The sequence below is a fragment of the Halomonas huangheensis genome (assembly GCF_001431725.1).
Taxonomy (GTDB): Bacteria; Pseudomonadota; Gammaproteobacteria; order Pseudomonadales; family Halomonadaceae; genus Halomonas; species Halomonas huangheensis.
In genome coordinates this window covers 586662-602672 of record NZ_CP013106.1, presented here as the reverse complement: position 1 = coordinate 602672, position 16011 = coordinate 586662, and the positions used below count along the sequence as shown (strand labels likewise).

Genomic DNA, 16011 nt, shown 5'->3' with positions numbered 1-16011 from the left:
AAGGACATATGCGGCGCGGACTACAGCGGTGGTGGCATAGGCCCCAGTGTAGACGCCGACAATACGCGGTGGATTATACCGACCTCGGGCAGGCGCTCAAACTTCACCTTCACCGCGTTTTTCCAGGCGGCCGAGACGCCGTGCAATGCTGTCAAGCTGCTTGAAGCGTACGGCATTGCGGCGCCACTGACTGTTCTCCATGGCTCCAGTACCCGACGAGTAAACGCCTGGCTCAAGTATCGAGTTGGTAACCAGACTCATACCCGTGACCTGAACACCATCACAGATGGTCAAGTGCCCGGACAGCCCGACACCGCCACCAAGCATGCAATGCCGCCCCACTCTGGTGGAGCCGGCAATGCCGACACAACCGGCAAGCGCGCTGTGGTCACCGATCTGTACGTTGTGGGCAATCTGCACCTGACTGTCGATCTTGACGTCATTGCCGATCACGGTATCTCCGAGGGCACCGCGATCAATACTGGAGCAGCTGCCGACTTCGACATCGTTGCCCAGCCTTGCGCCCCCCAGTTGGGCAATCTTGTGCCAACCAGCACCATCATGAGCGAAGCCAAAGCCATCACCACCGATCACACTGCCGCTATGCAGGATGGCCCGTTCACCAACCAGTACTCCGTGGTACAGAGTGACATTGGCATGCAGGAAGCAGTCATTACCTAACTGGCTGTCGGCTCCGATCACAGAGTTGGCACCAATCACCACGCGATCGCCCAGCACGACTCCGGACTCCACTACCACGTGGGGGCCAATGCTGACATCGTGACCCAGTACCGCATCATCAGCGACCACTGCTGTCGGATGTACGCCGGGGCGATGCGCATCCGCCAGCGGGTCAAGCATGCGTGACAGCTCGGCATACCCAAGGTAGGGATTATCCAGGACCAGAGCCGTTACCGGACAGGCCTCTGCATGATCAGCCACCAGAATAACGGCTGCGGCACGGGTGGCCGGCAGATCCTTCAGATAGGCGCGGTTGGCCAGAAAGGAAACCTGGTCAGGACCAGCATCCTTGAGAGTTGCCAATCCCGTTACGCGGCGATCGCCGTCGCCTTCCAGGCGTGCGCCCAGGCGCTCAGCAATCTCGGTAAGAGTCAGGTGTGTTCGTGTATCTTTCATGGGAGCCCGTGGAGCGGTGACAATCCTGTTTATTGCGCGTTGAGGATCTCGGTGACTTCAGCAGTCAGGTCCGGTAGGTCATCACTGCTGTAGAGTACACCATTAGGGTCTACCAATACCTTCACCTGATGGCGTGCAATGACCTCGTTGACCGACTGATCCATTGCAGCCTCAAAGCGATCAAGGAACCGTTGTTCGGATTCCTGTCGTGCCTCGGCAATTTCCAGTCGTAGTTGGTCGAAACGTTGTCCCTTCTGTTGCAACTCCTTCACCAATGCGCGGCCTTCCGCGTCATCAAGGTCTTCACCTTCATTGGCCAGGCGCGAGGACAGTCGTTCCAGCTCCCCTCCAAGGGCCTGCGCTTCCTGCTGTTGTGCAGCAATACCGGCACGCAATTCATCCATATCCCTCTGCGCCGCATCGGTATCGAGCAATGCCTTGCGCCAATCCAGCAAAGCGACGTCTTCCGCCAACACGGCGGAAGACGCAAGACTCAAAACCAGTGCCAGCAAAGTACTGGTGAAACTCTTGAGCCAATGAGAAGACGTCACTTCATTTCGTCTCATTAGAAGGTCTGACCCAGAGAGAACTGGAAGACCTGAGTATCATCATCGTCCTTGGCGTTGAGCGGTTCGGCAAGACTGAAGGTCAGCGGCCCCACCGGCGTCAACCAGGATACGGCAACACCGGCACTGTAGCGCAGCTCACCAAGATCGACCCCGGAGTCACAGTTCTGGCGGTCCTTATCCTCGTCCAACACGTCATAGCAGGACGTAAGGAAGGTGTTACCGGCGTCAACGAACAGCGACGGCTGAATGGAGCGTTTGTCTTCGACGAACGGCATCGGGAAGATCAGCTCCATGCTGCCTTGCATCAGCACGTTACCACCGAGAGTATCGTCATCACCATCCGAGCGCTCGGTCGTGAGCGGCCCCAGCGTATTGGAAGTGTAGCCACGAACCGATCCCAGGCCACCCGAGAGGAAGTTTTCGTAGAAGGGGTAGGGATCATCGTTGAATGAGTCGGCATAGCCTACTTCACCGCTGAACTTGAGTGACCATGTCTGGGACTCATTGAGCGGGAAGAACTTGCGTGCCTCGGCGCGCGCCTTGTAGTACTCAGCATCACTGCCAGGCACCGCCAGCTCCAGCGACAGGCGCTGATAGCTACCCGCAGTAGGCATGATGCCACGGTTGAGATTGTTACGCGTCCAACTGCTCGTCAGGCTCAAAGTGTCGGCGTTCTCGCCCTGATCCTGCACATAACGCTCGATCTCCGACGGCGTGTCGTCGTAGGTCTTGATTTCCAGCGTCTCGATGTTGGCGCCGAAATTCATCCGCGACAGTTCGTTGATCGGGTAGCCGAAGTTGATGCCGGCACCCAATGCATCCGTCGAGTAGGTCGAGATATCGGAATCTTCGTAATCGGTCTCGCGGTAATAGAAGTTGTAGCCTCGCGAGATACCGTCAAGCGTCCAGTACGGGTCGGTGAAGCCGAAGTTGACACTGGTGTAGGTGTCACTCTTCTGAGCGCCGACATTGACGCGGTTACCGCTACCCAGGAAGTTGTTCTGGGACAGTGAGGCGCCGTAGATTACCCCGGCACTCTGGGAATAACCAAGGCTTGCCGAGATCGAGCCCGAAGGTTGCTCCTCGACGTTGTAGGTCACATCAAGCTGATCGGGTTCGCCAGGCACCGGCTCGGTCTGCACATCAACCTGCTTGAAGAAGCCAAGACGCTCAAGGCGTTGGCGCGACTGCGAAATCGACTCGGTAGAGGCCGGCGCACCTTCTGCCTGAATCATCTCACGACGCAGTACCTCATCGCGGGTCGTGGTGTTACCCACAAACTGAATGCGACGCACATAGGCACGACGCCCAGGCGTTACCTGGAATGATAGATCCACGGTCTCGCCATCGGCTCGTACTTCCGGCACACCATCGACCTGGGCGAAAGCAAAACCTTCGGCTCCCAGACGCGAGCGCATGGCCTCGCTCGAAGCGACGACCTTGCTGCGCGAGAAGATATCACCGGAGTGAATCTGCAGCAGTTCGCGAGCCTGTTTCTCGGCCAGTTGCAGATCGCCGAGGAAGCTGATGCTGCCAATCTTGTAACGCTTGCCCTCATTGACGTTGACGGTCACAAAGATACGTGACTTGTCAGGGCTGATGGATACCTGACTGGAAGTGATCTCGAAGTTTACATAGCCGCGATCCAGGTACCAGGAACGCAAGCGTTCCAGATCACCCGCGAGGGCTTCGCGAGAATAGTCGTCGCTGGAGAACCAGCCAAAGAACAGGCCGGGATCGTCCTCGAGTTCGAACTGGTCCAGCAACACTTCATCGGAGAAAGCTTCATTACCGACGATATTGATCTGGCGAATCTTGGCAACCGTGCCTTCAGTGATATTGATATCGACGCTCACTCGGCCTTCACCGACGGGTTTCACGTCGGCGTCGATACGCGCACTGTAGCGGCCTTGAGACTGGTAGAGCCCTTCGAGCTCACGCCTCATCTCATCAATGGTCGACAACTGCAGTACCTGACCTTCGCTGATGCCGGCCTGCTTGAGGCCGCTGCGCAGATCTTCATCGGTCAGCTGCTCATTACCTTCAATGTTCAGTTGCGTAATAGTCGGCCGTTCCTCGACCTCGATAATCAGCACATCCCCTTCGCGAGCGAGATGAATATCCTCAAACAACCCAGTGGCGAACAGCTGTTGAGCGGCGGATGCCAGCTCCTGGTCATTCACCTGGTCGCTGGTGCTGATCGGAAATGCATTGAACACGGACGCGGCAGAGACCCGCTGCAGGCCCTCCACGCGAATGTCCGAAACGGTGAAAGGAGCCGCGTGCGCCGCCTGGGCACAAGCGGTCAAGAGTGTCGCCAATCCGATGGTCTTGATTTTCATGCAGTCGTTTCGCTCGCGTTGAGTCTGCGTACCTGTCCAGACAGGCACCTTATACATTTGTGCAGGCAACTGACAAGCGGCAACCCATCCGAGTTTCCGTCATGCCATGCCCACAAGGCCAATATCGCCTGGCTCAAATCACCAAAGGCGCATCAAATCAAAATACAGCGCCATGATCATCAATGTGCCGACCAGGGCGAGGCCGATGCGCAGGCCAACGGCCTGCGTGCGCTCGGAAACCGCTCTGCCGCGTACCGCTTCAATGAAGTAGTACAGCAGGTGGCCACCATCCAGTACCGGTATCGGCAGCAGGTTCAGCACACCGAGGCTGATCGACAGATATGCTAGAAAGCTGATGAAGCTCTCCAGCCCGGAGCGGGCAGTATCTCCGGCGATTCGTGCGATCGTGATGGGTCCCGACAGATTACTCGGGGAAATCAACCCCACCACCATCTTGCGCACGGCATCAAAGGTCAAGGCCGTCATTTCCACCGTGCGCGTTGCCGCCTGGCCAACAGCCTCCAGCGGCCCGTAGCGGATTTCCCGCTGCCATTTCTGCGGCCAGTCTACCGGTGCAACTTCGGCACCGATATACCCAATCTGTGTGCCATCGTCCAGAGTTCTGGCGCCAGGAGTCAGATTCAGGGTCTGACGTCGGCCATCCCGCTCGACCTCAAATGATAGCGTCTGCCCAGGATTATCACGCACCAATGACACCAGCGCAGGCCAGTCAGCGATGCTGTCTCCATCCGCCGCCAGCACCTTGTCACCAGCCTTCAGGCCAGCCTCGGCAGCTGGATCACCCTCGACGACTCGCGCAACTACCGCAGGCAACACGGGACGCCAGGGCGCCACACCAAGAGAGGGCAACGGCTGAGGAGGATCCTGGCCCACCAGCCAATCATTCACCATCAAACGGTGGTTGGTGGCATGACTATCGCCCTCGTCACGAGTGGCAACCGTCAGTTCGCCATTCAAGCCAATAGCAGCAACCAGCTTGAGATTGACCTCATCCCAGGAGCGTACCGGCTGCCCCTGAATGGCAGTGATTTCCTGACCACTGTGCAGGCCAGCTTCGGCTGCCGGCGAATCCGGCGTAACGTCGCCGACGACAGGTACTACCGTGGTGGTACCAGCTACGAACAGCGCCCAATATGCCACCAGTGCCAACAGAAAGTTGGCAATGGGACCCGCAGCGACAATGGCAATACGCGCCCAGACCGACTTGCGGTTGAAGGCCTGATCAAGCTGCGACGAGGCCACAGGCCCCTCACGCTCATCAAGCATCTTGACGTAACCGCCAAGCGGGATGGCCGCGAGAGCAAACTCAGTGCCATGACGGTCGACACGTGACCAGATCGGCTTGCCGAAACCGACCGAGAATCTCAATACCTTGACGCCACAGCGGCGTGCGACCCAAAAGTGACCAAACTCGTGAAAAGTGATCAACAGGCCGAGCACGACAATGACGGCCAACACATTCTGAATCAGGCCCACTCAGGTTTCTCCCACAAAGACATGCCAGGTTCCGATAGCATCAACACCGGCAGAATCCCCTGCCGCTGAGCAGGATAGCTTACCTTATCTTCCGGCAGCATCGGGCGATGAAGGTTCCACCTGAGCCGAATCTTCATCGCTGCCGCTCCAGCCAGACCTGCGCCAGTTGACGTGCTCGTTGGTCAGCCGCCAGTACCTGCGGCAGCTCATCAGCGGGTGTCAGTGCCACTTCGTCTCGCACCCACTCGACCATATCGGCAATCCCATTGAAGCCAATTCGGCGCTCGAGAAAAGCAGATACTGCAATTTCATTGGCGGCATTGAGAATCGCCGGTGCAGTGCCACCGGCCTGCATCGCTTCTCGGGCCAGGCGCAGACAAGGAAAAGCCTGCTCGTCTGCAGACTCAAAGTCCAAACGTGCCACAGAGAACAAGTCCAGCGCCTGTACACCAGCATCGATACGCTCGGGCCAGGCGAGACCATAGGCAATCGGCGTGCGCATATCCGGGTTACCCAGTTGGGCCAGAACCGAACCATCACTGTAGGCTGCCATGGAGTGAATCACGCTCTGCGGATGCACCACGACCTGGATCTGATCGGGACGTGCATCAAATAACCAGCAAGCCTCGATCAGCTCGAGCCCCTTGTTCATCAGGGTGGCACTATCGACCGATATCTTGCGCCCCATCGACCAATTGGGATGAGCACAGGCCTGCTCCGGAGTCACCGCGGCGAGTTGCTGGCGATCATAACCACGGAAGGGACCTCCAGACGCCGTGAGCAACAGCTGGGTCACGCCCTGATGGGCCAGCCCCCCACGATGCTGCGGGGGTAGACACTGAAAGATGGCATTGTGTTCCGAGTCAATGGGCAGCAAGGCCGCGCCACTTTCAGCGACAGCACTCATGAACAAGGCGCCGGACATCACCAACGCTTCCTTGTTGGCCAGCAGCACACGCTTTCCACTGCGCACGGCAGCCAGCGTCGGCAATAGACCGGCGGCGCCCACGATAGCAGCCATGACGATATCGACTTCTGGTGCACTGGCAACTTCGGCCAGAGCGGTTTCTCCATGTCGCACTTCGGTCGCCAGACCGGCAGCCTTCAACTGTATCGCCAGCCAATCAGCATCTTCCGCCCGATCCAGCACAGCCAACTGAGGCCGATGCGCCTGACAAAGCCGCAACAAGGCGTCACGCGAACGGTGAGCCGTCAGCGCATGAACATGATAACGCTCAGGATGACGTGCAATCACATCCAGGGTGCTGGTGCCGATCGAACCAGTGGCACCCAGCACAGTGATGCTCTGGGGGGAGTCAAAGTGAGCACTCAACTCGACAGTACTGGAAGTCTCGGGAGCGAAGCTCGTTGAATGGGAAACACCAGGGTCAGACGTCGTCATGCGCTCACCAGCCAGGAAAAGAACAGCGCAAAGCACGGCACCGCCGCGGTCAGACTATCGATACGGTCCATCACGCCACCGTGACCAGGCAGCAACTGGCTGGAATCCTTGATGCCGCGATGGCGCTTGAGCATGCTCTCGAGCAGGTCACCGAGTACCGATGCCATGGTGACGATGAGAGTCAAAACGACCAGCAACAGTGTCGCACCAGGACTCCAATGGTGTGCAAGCGCGAAGGCGACAGCCAGGCTAGCGGTCACCGCCATGCCACCATAGACACCTTCCCAGGACTTGGCCGGACTGACCTTGGGTGCCAGCTTGCGTCGCCCGAAGGCTCGACCACAGAAATACGCCCCAATATCGGCGCCCCATACAACCAGCAGCACGAACAGCAGCCACACTGCACCACTTTCACGCAGCAGATTGAAACCCACCCAGGTCGGCAGCAGCACCCAGAGGCCCATCGCCAGACGCACCGCAGTAGGTGACCATTGCGCCTGACGTTCAGGATGACCGGTGACCCACCACAGATTGATCACCCAACCCACTACCCCAACCGCCAGTATGGCTGTGGATGTGGCGAGATCGGCCAGCCACAACGTCAGCATTGCTCCGCCCAGTACGGCAACGGCCACACCGCGAGTTGCTCGTCCCGGGAGCCCGGACAGATTGCCCCACTCCCAACCTGCCAACAGCACGATGAATGCTGTAAAGGCGGCAAACGCGCCCCCCTGCAGTCCGAAAAGACCAAGTAGTGCCAGCGGCGCCAACCAGGCCGCGGTTATGACTCTTTGCCTAAGCACCCTGGGCCTCGAGCTGTTCGTCGGTCATGCCAAAGCGGCGCTTGCGTTGACAGAAATCTTCCAGGGCATCATCGAAGGCATCGCCATCGAAATCGGGCCACAGGACCGAAGTGAAATAGAGTTCCGCATAGGCCAGTTGCCACAGCAGAAAATTGGATATACGTCGTTCACCGCTGGTACGGATACACAGGTCAACGGGGGCGACATCAGTGAGATTGAGCTGCTGGGCGAATGTCTGCTCGTCGATCTGCGCTGGATCCAGTTCGCCGGACGCCGCCTGCTCCGCCAGGTGGCGTGCGGCGCGGACGATATCCCACTGGCCACCGTAATTGGCGGCAATCACCAGGCGTAGCCCACCATTGTCGCGGGTCAGTGCTTCTGCCTCACGAATATGCTTCTGAATGGCACTGGAAAAACCAGTGGTATCACCAATCACCGAGAGGCGTATGTCATGTTGATGCAGCTTCTTTACCTCGCGCTTCAGCGCCATGAGGAACAGCTCCATCAATGCATTGACCTCAGCCACGGGTCGCTTCCAGTTCTCACTGGAAAAGGCAAACAGGGTCAGTGTCTCGATGTGTCTTTCCGCCGCGCGCCGGATCACGGCACGAACTGCCTCGACACCGGCATGATGACCGCGTACGCCGGACATTCCTCGGGCTCGCGCCCAGCGATTGTTGCCGTCCATGATGACAGCGACATGGCGCGGCAGATCGGCGTCTTCCGGCAGAGGGCGAAGGTGGTCAGACGACTGTGACGTCATGATGTCTCGCAAGGCGGTTGTATCGGTTCCCGGGACAAGAAGCCCCGGGATGATCGTGGCAAGTCTGCCAATCAAGATCAGCGACAGGCGTCACAGACGCAAGTCGACTTGTTGACGACCCTAGACCTGCATCAGGTCCTCTTCCTTGGATGCCAGCGCCTTGTCGATTTCCGCCACATAGCGGTCCGTCAGCTTCTGGACCTCATCCTCGCCCTGATGCTGCTCATCTTCCGAGATGGACTTGTCCTTGAGCAGAGACTTGAGGTCGCCATTGGCATCACGGCGTACGTTACGTACCGCTACACGAGCGTTCTCCGCCTCATGGCGCGCCTGTTTGATGTAACCCTTGCGGGTTTCCTCCGTCAGCATAGGCATCGGAACACGAATGACATTGCCTGCAGTCGAAGGGTTGAGGCCCAGGTCAGACGTCATGATCGCCTTCTCGACCTTGGGCACCATGCTCTGCTCCCAGGGGACTACGGCGAGAGTGCGTGCATCCTCGACGTTGATCTGAGCGACCTGGTTGATCGGCATGTTGGCGCCATAGTATTCCACCTGCACAGCATCCAGAATGCTGGAGTGTGCACGGCCTGTACGGATCTTGTTGAAGTTGTGATGCAGAGCCTCAACGCTCTTTTTCATGCGCGCTTCTGCATCTTTCCTGATGTCATTGATCACTATCTTACCCTCTATCAATCAGCGTGCCTTCCTTGCCACCCACTACCAGGTTGAGCAAGGCGCCAGGCTTGTTCATGTTGAAGACCCGGACAGGCATATCATGGTCACGTACCAGGCAGATAGCGGTCAAATCCATTACCCCCAGCTTCTGCTCAAGGGCATCATCATAGGACAGCTGATCGTACTTGACGGCATCCGCGTGCTTGACCGGATCCTTGTCATAGACCCCGTCCACCTTGGTGGCCTTGACAACCACGTCGGCATCAATCTCGATGCCACGCAGGCAGGCAGCTGAGTCCGTGGTGAAGAAGGGGTTGCCAGTGCCTGCAGAGAACAGTACCACGTCTCCGGAAGTGAGATAGCGAATCGCTGTACGGCGGTCGTAATGCTCCACTACGCCACTCATGGGAATCGCTGACATCACCCTGGAGCGAATATTGGAGCGCTCCAGCGCATCACGCATGGCCAGCGCGTTCATCACTGTCGCCAGCATTCCCATGTGGTCGCCAGTGACTCGTTCCATACCCGCCTCATGCAGCGCTGCGCCACGAAACAGGTTGCCACCACCAATCACGATCCCCACCTGAACACCGATACCCACCAACTGCCCGATTTCGAGGGCCATACGATCCAACACCTTGGGATCGATACCGAATTCAGCATCGCCCGTCAGTGCCTCACCGGAAAGCTTCAGCAGAATCCGCTTGTACTTCGACACATCGGCACGTGGCTTGTCGGACTTGGCAAAGGGGGTAGAGTCGGCGCTACTCATGGAATGTCTCCGCTTTTGGCTGTGCTCGGCCGGCCACGCCAGCCTCTGTCACATACACGATGGCGTGCGCTCTCGCGCACGCCATCATCAACACACTGGAACTTCTGACCTCAGCTACGCTTGGCCTGTTCCATAACTTCCTTCGCGAAGTCGACTTCTTCCTTCTCGATGCCCTCACCCACTTCATAGCGGGTAAAGCCGACCACCTCACCACCAGCAGCCTTGACGAACTCGGCAACCGTGACGTTGGGGTCCTTGACGAAGGCCTGTTCGGTCAGACTGTTCTCAGCGAGATACTTCTTGAGACGACCTTCGACCATCTTCTCGGCGATCTGCGCAGGCTTACCCGCCATGTCAGGCTGAGCCATGATCACGTCTTTCTCGGCATCAAGCTGAGACTGCGGCATATCTTCCGGACGAGCCACGGCCGGATTGATCGCGGCAACGTGCATGGAAACGTCCTTGGCGGTGTCCTGGCTGCCACCATTGAGCACGGTCAGCACGCCAATACGGCCACCGTGAACATAGGCACCGACCAGATTGCCTTCGCTGGCATTGATCACAGCAGCGCGGCGCACACCGATGTTCTCACCGATCTTCTGGACCAGTTGCTCACGCGCAGTTTCCAGCTCACCACCGGTGACAGCAGCAACGTCTTCGCTCCTGGCAGCAAAGAAGGCCTCGGCAACCTTGTCGGCAAATGCCTTGAAGTTGTCGTCACGGGCAACGAAGTCGGTTTCGGAGTTGATCTCGACCATCACGCCGTAGCTGCCGTCTTCGGCAACACGCGTCACGATCACGCCTTCGGCGGCAGTACGACCGGCCTTCTTGGCGGCCTTGAGACCAGAATTCTTGCGCAGGTCTTCGATCGCACGCTCGATGTCACCGTCAGCTTCGGTGAGTGCCTTCTTGCACTCCATCATGCCGAGACCGGTGCGCTCGCGCAGTTCCTTGACCTGGGAGGCGCTGATAGCTGCCATGGTATTCACCTCTGAATGGTTCGACCTTGGTGTCGGTTAGGGGAAACACGGCTTGAATGCCGGCAGAAAAATCACTGCGGGCGCCCCGCCTGGTGCTTCCTCACTCAAGTCGCGGAATAACTCACCCGCGCCCTGAAAGTAGAGAAAAGGGGGCCGCGGCCCCCTTTGCGCCTGTCCGGCGTAGATCGCATCAGCGACCGGCTGGCCCAGGCGGGCCGAAGATTACTCGGCAGCAGCGGCGGCGTCGCCTTCGCTGTCGGTCACTTCGACGAACTCGTCGGGACGACCTTCCTTCGCACGACCACAGGCGTCGGCGATGGCCTTGACGTAGATCTGAATGGCGCGGATGGAGTCATCGTTGCCCGGGATCACGTAGTCAACACCGTCCGGATCAGAGTTGGTATCAACGATGCCGATAACCGGGATACCCAGCTTGTTGGCTTCGTTGATGGCAATACGCTCATGGTCAACATCGATCACGAACATTGCATCCGGCAAACCGCCCATTTCCTTGATGCCGCCAATGGAACGCTCGAGCTTGTCCTGCTCGCGAGTTGCCATCAGGACTTCTTTCTTGGTCAGCTTCTCGAAAGTGCCATCAGCCTGCATGGCTTCGAGGTCACGCAGACGCTTGATGGACTGACGGATGGTCTTGTAGTTCGTCAGCATACCGCCGAGCCAGCGGTGGTTGACGAACGGCTGACCAGCACGGGACGCTTCTTCCTTGATGATCTTGCTCGCACTACGCTTGGTACCGACGAACATGATCTTGTTGTTGGAAGCGGCCATTTTCTCGACCACATCAATCGCCTCGTTGAGCGCAGGAAGCGTATGCTCGAGGTTGATGATGTGAATCTTGTTACGAGCGCCGAAGATGTACTTACCCATCTTCGGGTTCCAGTAACGGGTCTGGTGACCGAAGTGTGCGCCTGCCTTGAGCAGGTCACGCATATTGACGTGTGCCATGGATGACTCCTGAAATATCGGGTTAGGCCTCCATGTACCCCATGGATCCGACCCTCGGCGCGAACTTGACGCGAACCAACGGCACCCGGGACCATGTGACGGTACATGTGTGTTTTCAAGGCTTGGGTAACCAACATTTGATTGCCCTGTTACACGATTCCCTGCTGACCACCTACCCGCCATGTTCAACTGTCGGTACGATGACCTGAGCAGAACGACTGACCAAGTGGGTGAATGGCGATTGCAGGAAAGCGCGCAGCTTTATACCATGGATAGCCTTCAAGTTGAAGTCGCCAGACGTTCTGGGTCATTGCGCACGCCGGTCCAATGTGCTTCCAGCGCCGTATTTCTGCCCTGTTTACCGGGCTACGTGCACACGTCAGCGAGTTCAGCGAACGCCCGCCCGCCGCGTATATATACGTATATGGGGCACTATCAACGGATATATCGAGTCATGCAGCGAGAGTCGCTTGCGAGTGCCACCACCCGCCTGACGGCACTGCGCCCCATTGCATGGCTCGTGCATCCCTTTCAGACCGAGATTCCATGAACGTACCGATCAAGACAACCGAAGAGATCGAATTGATGCGCGAAGCGGGCCGCCAGGCCGCCAGCGTATTCGAGATGCTCGCCCCTCATGTCGTCGCTGGCGTCAGCACCGGCCATCTGGACCGCCTATGCCACGACTATATTGTCGACGAGCTGGGCTCAACACCTGCTCCGCTCAACTACCACGGTTTCCCGAAGTCGATCTGTACTTCGATCAACCATGTGGTCTGTCACGGCATCCCCGACGACAGCAAGAAGCTCAAGAAGGGCGACATCATGAACATTGATGTCACCGTCAAGACTGCCGCCGGCTATCACGGTGATTCGAGCATGATGTTCGTGATCGGCGAAAGCATCCAGGGTGAACGCCTATGCCGCATTACCCAGGAATGTCTGTACAAGAGCATGGCGCTGGTACGCCCTGGTGTCCGTCTGTCGGAACTGGCCCGGGTTATCGAAAATCACGCTAAAGCCAACAGTTACTCCGTCGTCCAGGATTTCTGTGGCCATGGCATTGGGGCTGGCTTCCACGAGGATCCGCAGGTGCTGCACTATGACGGTTACGCACCCGAGGCCGATATTGAACTGGCCGCCGGCATGTGCTTCACCATCGAGCCGATGATCAATGTCGGCGACCATCGCACCAGGGTATTGCGTGATGGCTGGACCGCCGTGACAAAGGACAGGAGCCTGACGGCGCAGTGGGAGCACACGCTGCTGGTCACCGAGACTGGGGTAGAAGTGCTCACTGCACGCGCTGACGAAGACCTGTCGTTCCTCGAGCGCTGATTCTCCATGCTCCTGCACCATTATCGCTTCACTCCGGACCTCGAGCTGTTCGACTTCGACGAGTTCAACCAGCAGCTCGATGGCCAGCGCTCACCCATTGCTCCCTTCAAGGGGGCACTCAAGGAAATTCAAGCTCGCCTCGATGAGCATTTCCTTGGAGGCACTGATATTCGCGATCTGGTGCGGGGACGCGCCTGGTGCATGGATCAACTGCTGGCCCTCGCCTGGCAGCGCCACCCGGGACTCGATGATGGTGTCGCGCTGCTGGCAGTAGGCGGCTATGGTCGCGGAGAGCTTCATCCTCACTCCGATATCGACTTGATGTTCCTCCTCGCCGAAGACGACGATACGCCGTACCGCGAGGCACTGACCTCCTTCATCACCTTCCTGTGGGATATCGGCCTCGAGATCGGCCACAGCGTTCGCTCACTGAATGACTGCGAGCGCGAGGCAGAAGCCGATGTCACGGTGATCACCAACCTGTTGGAGTCACGTACTCTGGCTGGCCTGGAACAATTGCGTCAGGCGATGCGCAACCGCCTGGCACCAGAGCGCATGTGGCCCGCGGATCGCTTCTTCGAAGCCAAGTGGCAAGAGCAGATTTCGCGCCACTATCGTTTCAACAACTCCGAATATCACCTCGAGCCCAACATCAAGAGCTCGCCCGGCTGCCTGCGCGATATCCAGATGATCGGATGGGTCGCCAAACGCCACTTCGATACCGAAAGCTACGAAGATGTCGTGGCACGCGGCTTCATGAATGATGCCGAACACCGCATCCTCAGCCAGGGCCAGGCCTTTCTGTGGCAGGTACGCTACGCGCTGCACATGCTGACAGGCCGCGCCGAGGACCGCCTGCTGTTCGACCATCAGAGCACCATCGCCGAGCTGTTCGGCTATCGCGATACTCCCGAACGACTCGCAGTCGAACAGTTCATGAAACGCTATTACCGCCACGTCACCGCGCTTGCCGGCCTCAACGACATGCTGTTGCAGCACTTCGACGAGGTAATCCTGCGCCCGCGTGTGCCACTGAAGGTACAGCCACTCAACGAGCGCTTCGAGATTGCCGGCGGCTACATCCAGGCGCGCTCGCGGGCGGTATTCCGCAATCAACCATCGGCGCTGCTCGAACTTTTCTATCTAATGGCCGAACATCCCGAAATCGAAGGGGTTCGTGCCGATACCATTCGCCTGATTCGCGACCACCGCCATCTCATCGATGACATGTATCGCAACAACCCTGAGCACCAGGCACTGTTCATGGCTCTGCTGCGTTCCAACGGCAACGTAGCGCGACAACTCAGGCGCATGAATCGCTATGGTGTCCTCGGTAAGTATCTACCAGTATTCGGTCAGGCCGTCGGCCTGATGCAGCACGACCTGTTCCATATCTATAGCGTCGATGCCCACACTCTGCGCCTGCTCAAATGTCTACATGGCATGCGCAAACCCCAGGCTCGCCGAGAGTTTCCTGTTGCGGCGACGCTGATTCATCAGCTACCACGAATGGATATCCTGTGGATTGCCGGACTCTTCCACGATATCGGTAAGGGACGTGGTGGCGACCATTCCTTGATCGGCGCGAGGGATGTCGAAGCCTTCGCCGAAAAACATGGCATCTCGCAGCGCGATACGCGTCTGCTCAGTTGGTTGGTGGAAAATCATCTGCTGATGTCAATGATCGCTCAGAAACGTGATATCACCGACCCGGAAGTGATCCGTGACTTCGCTACCGCCGTCGGTGACGAGACCCGACTCGACTACCTGTATGTACTGACGGTTGCCGATATCAACGCCACCAACCCCACGCTATGGAATGGTTGGCGGGCATCACTACTGCGTCAGTTACATGCCGAAGCGCGTCGCGCCCTGCGTCGCGGCCTTGAAAACCCGCTGGAGCGCGAGGACTGGGTACGCGAAACCCGCGACGAAGCGCGCTCACTACTCAGCGTGATAGGCGAGGACATGAACCGCGTCGATGCGTTGTGGCGCTCCATGGGCGAAGACTTTTTCCTGCAGTATGCGCCGAGTGAAGTGGTCTGGCAGACCCAGGGGATTCTTGCCCACGGAGACCAGCCGCCCCCGCTGATCCTGATCAATGCACCCACTGCCGATATGGCCGAGGGCGGCACCAAGGTCTTCATTCACACCCATTCGGTAGACAACCTGTTCGCGGCCACCGCTGCCGCCATGGAACAACTCGGGCTATCGATCCACGATGCGCGCATTGCCACGTCCAACAACGATTGGACACTGAACACCTTTATCGTGCTGGACGATCAGGACCGCGCCATCCGCGATCCGGTACGACTGGAGGAGATACGTCGGCACCTGTTCGAGGAACTCGACGATCCCGATGACTACCCAACCATTGTGACTCGACACACACCGCGCCAGCTCAAACACTTCAAGGTGCCAACCCGAGTCATCATCGAGCAGGATCCGAGCAGCGACCGCACCATGCTTGAACTGACTGCCCCCGACCGCCCCGGCCTGCTGGCCAGGGTCGGTGGTATCTTTCTCGAACAAGGCATCTCACTGTCCGCAGCCAAGATCGCCACGCTCGGCGAGCGCGTCGAAGACGTCTTCTACATCACCGACCGCCGCGGCAATCCACTGACCGACCCTGCGCGTCAACAACAGCTTCGTGAACGCTTGATCGAGGTTCTCAGCGTTCAGGGGCCAGGCTGAGCAGGCTTGATGCTGTCGCGGTCAGCGGTAGCAGATTGAACACAACACCATCTTGACTGCCGAAAGTGAT

At 58.3% G+C, this 16011-nt stretch carries 13 protein-coding genes; 2 read left to right on the top strand and 11 right to left on the bottom strand.

What is annotated here, in order from left to right; genetic code table 11:
* Positions 1 to 96: 96 nt before the first annotated feature.
* The 11 genes from lpxD to rpsB all read right to left on the bottom strand — a co-directional run bounded on the left by lpxD (position 97) and on the right by rpsB (position 11909).
* Positions 97 to 1137, bottom strand: a complete 1041-nt coding sequence (lpxD, locus tag AR456_RS02830; RefSeq protein ID WP_021819827.1) for a UDP-3-O-(3-hydroxymyristoyl)glucosamine N-acyltransferase — start codon at positions 1135 to 1137, stop codon at positions 97 to 99.
* Positions 1138 to 1166: 29 nt separating this feature from the next.
* Positions 1167 to 1688, bottom strand: coding sequence for an OmpH/Skp family outer membrane protein (locus AR456_RS02825; RefSeq protein ID WP_021819826.1), 522 nt, complete (start codon positions 1686 to 1688; stop codon positions 1167 to 1169).
* A gap of 14 nt (positions 1689 to 1702) precedes the next feature.
* Positions 1703 to 4048 carry an outer membrane protein assembly factor BamA gene (bamA, locus tag AR456_RS02820; protein ID WP_021819825.1) on the bottom strand — a complete coding sequence of 782 codons (2346 nt, stop codon included), beginning with the start codon at positions 4046 to 4048 and terminating at the stop codon, positions 1703 to 1705.
* A 138-nt stretch (positions 4049 to 4186) separates the two neighbouring features.
* A complete protein-coding gene (gene rseP, locus AR456_RS02815; RefSeq protein ID WP_021819824.1) occupies positions 4187 to 5545 on the bottom strand; it encodes an RIP metalloprotease RseP in 1359 nt (452 codons plus the stop codon).
* 133 nt (positions 5546 to 5678) lie between these two features.
* The gene (ispC, locus tag AR456_RS02810; protein WP_021819822.1) at positions 5679 to 6947 is read right to left on the bottom strand and encodes a 1-deoxy-D-xylulose-5-phosphate reductoisomerase; all 1269 of its coding nucleotides are present in this window, start codon (positions 6945 to 6947) and stop codon (positions 5679 to 5681) included.
* Entirely contained in the window at positions 6944 to 7750 is an 807-nt protein-coding gene (locus AR456_RS02805) for a phosphatidate cytidylyltransferase (RefSeq protein ID WP_031208307.1), read from the bottom strand. Before AR456_RS02805 ends, ispC begins: the two co-directional genes overlap by 4 nt.
* The gene (gene uppS / locus AR456_RS02800; RefSeq protein ID WP_021819820.1) at positions 7743 to 8513 is read right to left on the bottom strand and encodes a polyprenyl diphosphate synthase; all 771 of its coding nucleotides are present in this window, start codon (positions 8511 to 8513) and stop codon (positions 7743 to 7745) included. Before uppS ends, AR456_RS02805 begins: the two co-directional genes overlap by 8 nt.
* Before the next feature lie 120 nt (positions 8514 to 8633).
* On the bottom strand, positions 8634 to 9191 hold the full coding sequence (frr, locus tag AR456_RS02795) for a ribosome recycling factor (protein ID WP_021819819.1): 558 nt from the start codon (positions 9189 to 9191) through the stop codon (positions 8634 to 8636).
* A gap of 4 nt (positions 9192 to 9195) precedes the next feature.
* Positions 9196 to 9963 carry a UMP kinase gene (gene pyrH, locus AR456_RS02790; RefSeq protein ID WP_021819818.1) on the bottom strand — a complete coding sequence of 256 codons (768 nt, stop codon included), beginning with the start codon at positions 9961 to 9963 and terminating at the stop codon, positions 9196 to 9198.
* A 110-nt stretch (positions 9964 to 10073) separates the two neighbouring features.
* A complete protein-coding gene (gene tsf / locus AR456_RS02785; protein ID WP_021819817.1) occupies positions 10074 to 10943 on the bottom strand; it encodes a translation elongation factor Ts in 870 nt (289 codons plus the stop codon).
* Positions 10944 to 11165: 222 nt separating this feature from the next.
* A complete protein-coding gene (gene rpsB / locus AR456_RS02780; RefSeq protein WP_021819816.1) occupies positions 11166 to 11909 on the bottom strand; it encodes a 30S ribosomal protein S2 in 744 nt (247 codons plus the stop codon).
* A gap of 546 nt (positions 11910 to 12455) precedes the next feature.
* On the opposite strand from rpsB, the gene map reads away from it, so the two are divergent.
* Positions 12456 to 13247: a type I methionyl aminopeptidase gene (map, locus tag AR456_RS02775; protein ID WP_021819814.1), complete on the top strand. Its 792-nt coding sequence runs from the start codon at positions 12456 to 12458 to the stop codon at positions 13245 to 13247.
* Between the two features lie 6 nt (positions 13248 to 13253).
* Positions 13254 to 15941: a [protein-PII] uridylyltransferase gene (locus tag AR456_RS02770; protein ID WP_021819813.1), complete on the top strand. Its 2688-nt coding sequence runs from the start codon at positions 13254 to 13256 to the stop codon at positions 15939 to 15941.
* Positions 15942 to 16011 lie beyond the last annotated feature (70 nt).

Excerpts from the sequence above, each read along its gene's own strand:
- tsf (WP_021819817.1), bottom strand. The coding sequence starts at position 10,943 with ATGGCAGCTATCAGCGCCTCCCAGGTCAAGGAACTGCGCGAGCGCACC.
- lpxD (WP_021819827.1), bottom strand. The coding sequence starts at position 1,137 with ATGAAAGATACACGAACACACCTGACTCTTACCGAGATTGCTGAGCGC.
- pyrH (WP_021819818.1), bottom strand. The coding sequence starts at position 9,963 with ATGAGTAGCGCCGACTCTACCCCCTTTGCCAAGTCCGACAAGCCACGT.
- AR456_RS02770 (WP_021819813.1), top strand. The coding sequence starts at position 13,254 with ATGCTCCTGCACCATTATCGCTTCACTCCGGACCTCGAGCTGTTCGAC.
- rpsB (WP_021819816.1), bottom strand. The coding sequence starts at position 11,909 with ATGGCACACGTCAATATGCGTGACCTGCTCAAGGCAGGCGCACACTTC.
- ispC (WP_021819822.1), bottom strand. The coding sequence starts at position 6,947 with ATGACGACGTCTGACCCTGGTGTTTCCCATTCAACGAGCTTCGCTCCC.
- bamA (WP_021819825.1), bottom strand. The coding sequence starts at position 4,048 with ATGAAAATCAAGACCATCGGATTGGCGACACTCTTGACCGCTTGTGCC.
- uppS (WP_021819820.1), bottom strand. The coding sequence starts at position 8,513 with ATGACGTCACAGTCGTCTGACCACCTTCGCCCTCTGCCGGAAGACGCC.
- map (WP_021819814.1), top strand. The coding sequence starts at position 12,456 with ATGAACGTACCGATCAAGACAACCGAAGAGATCGAATTGATGCGCGAA.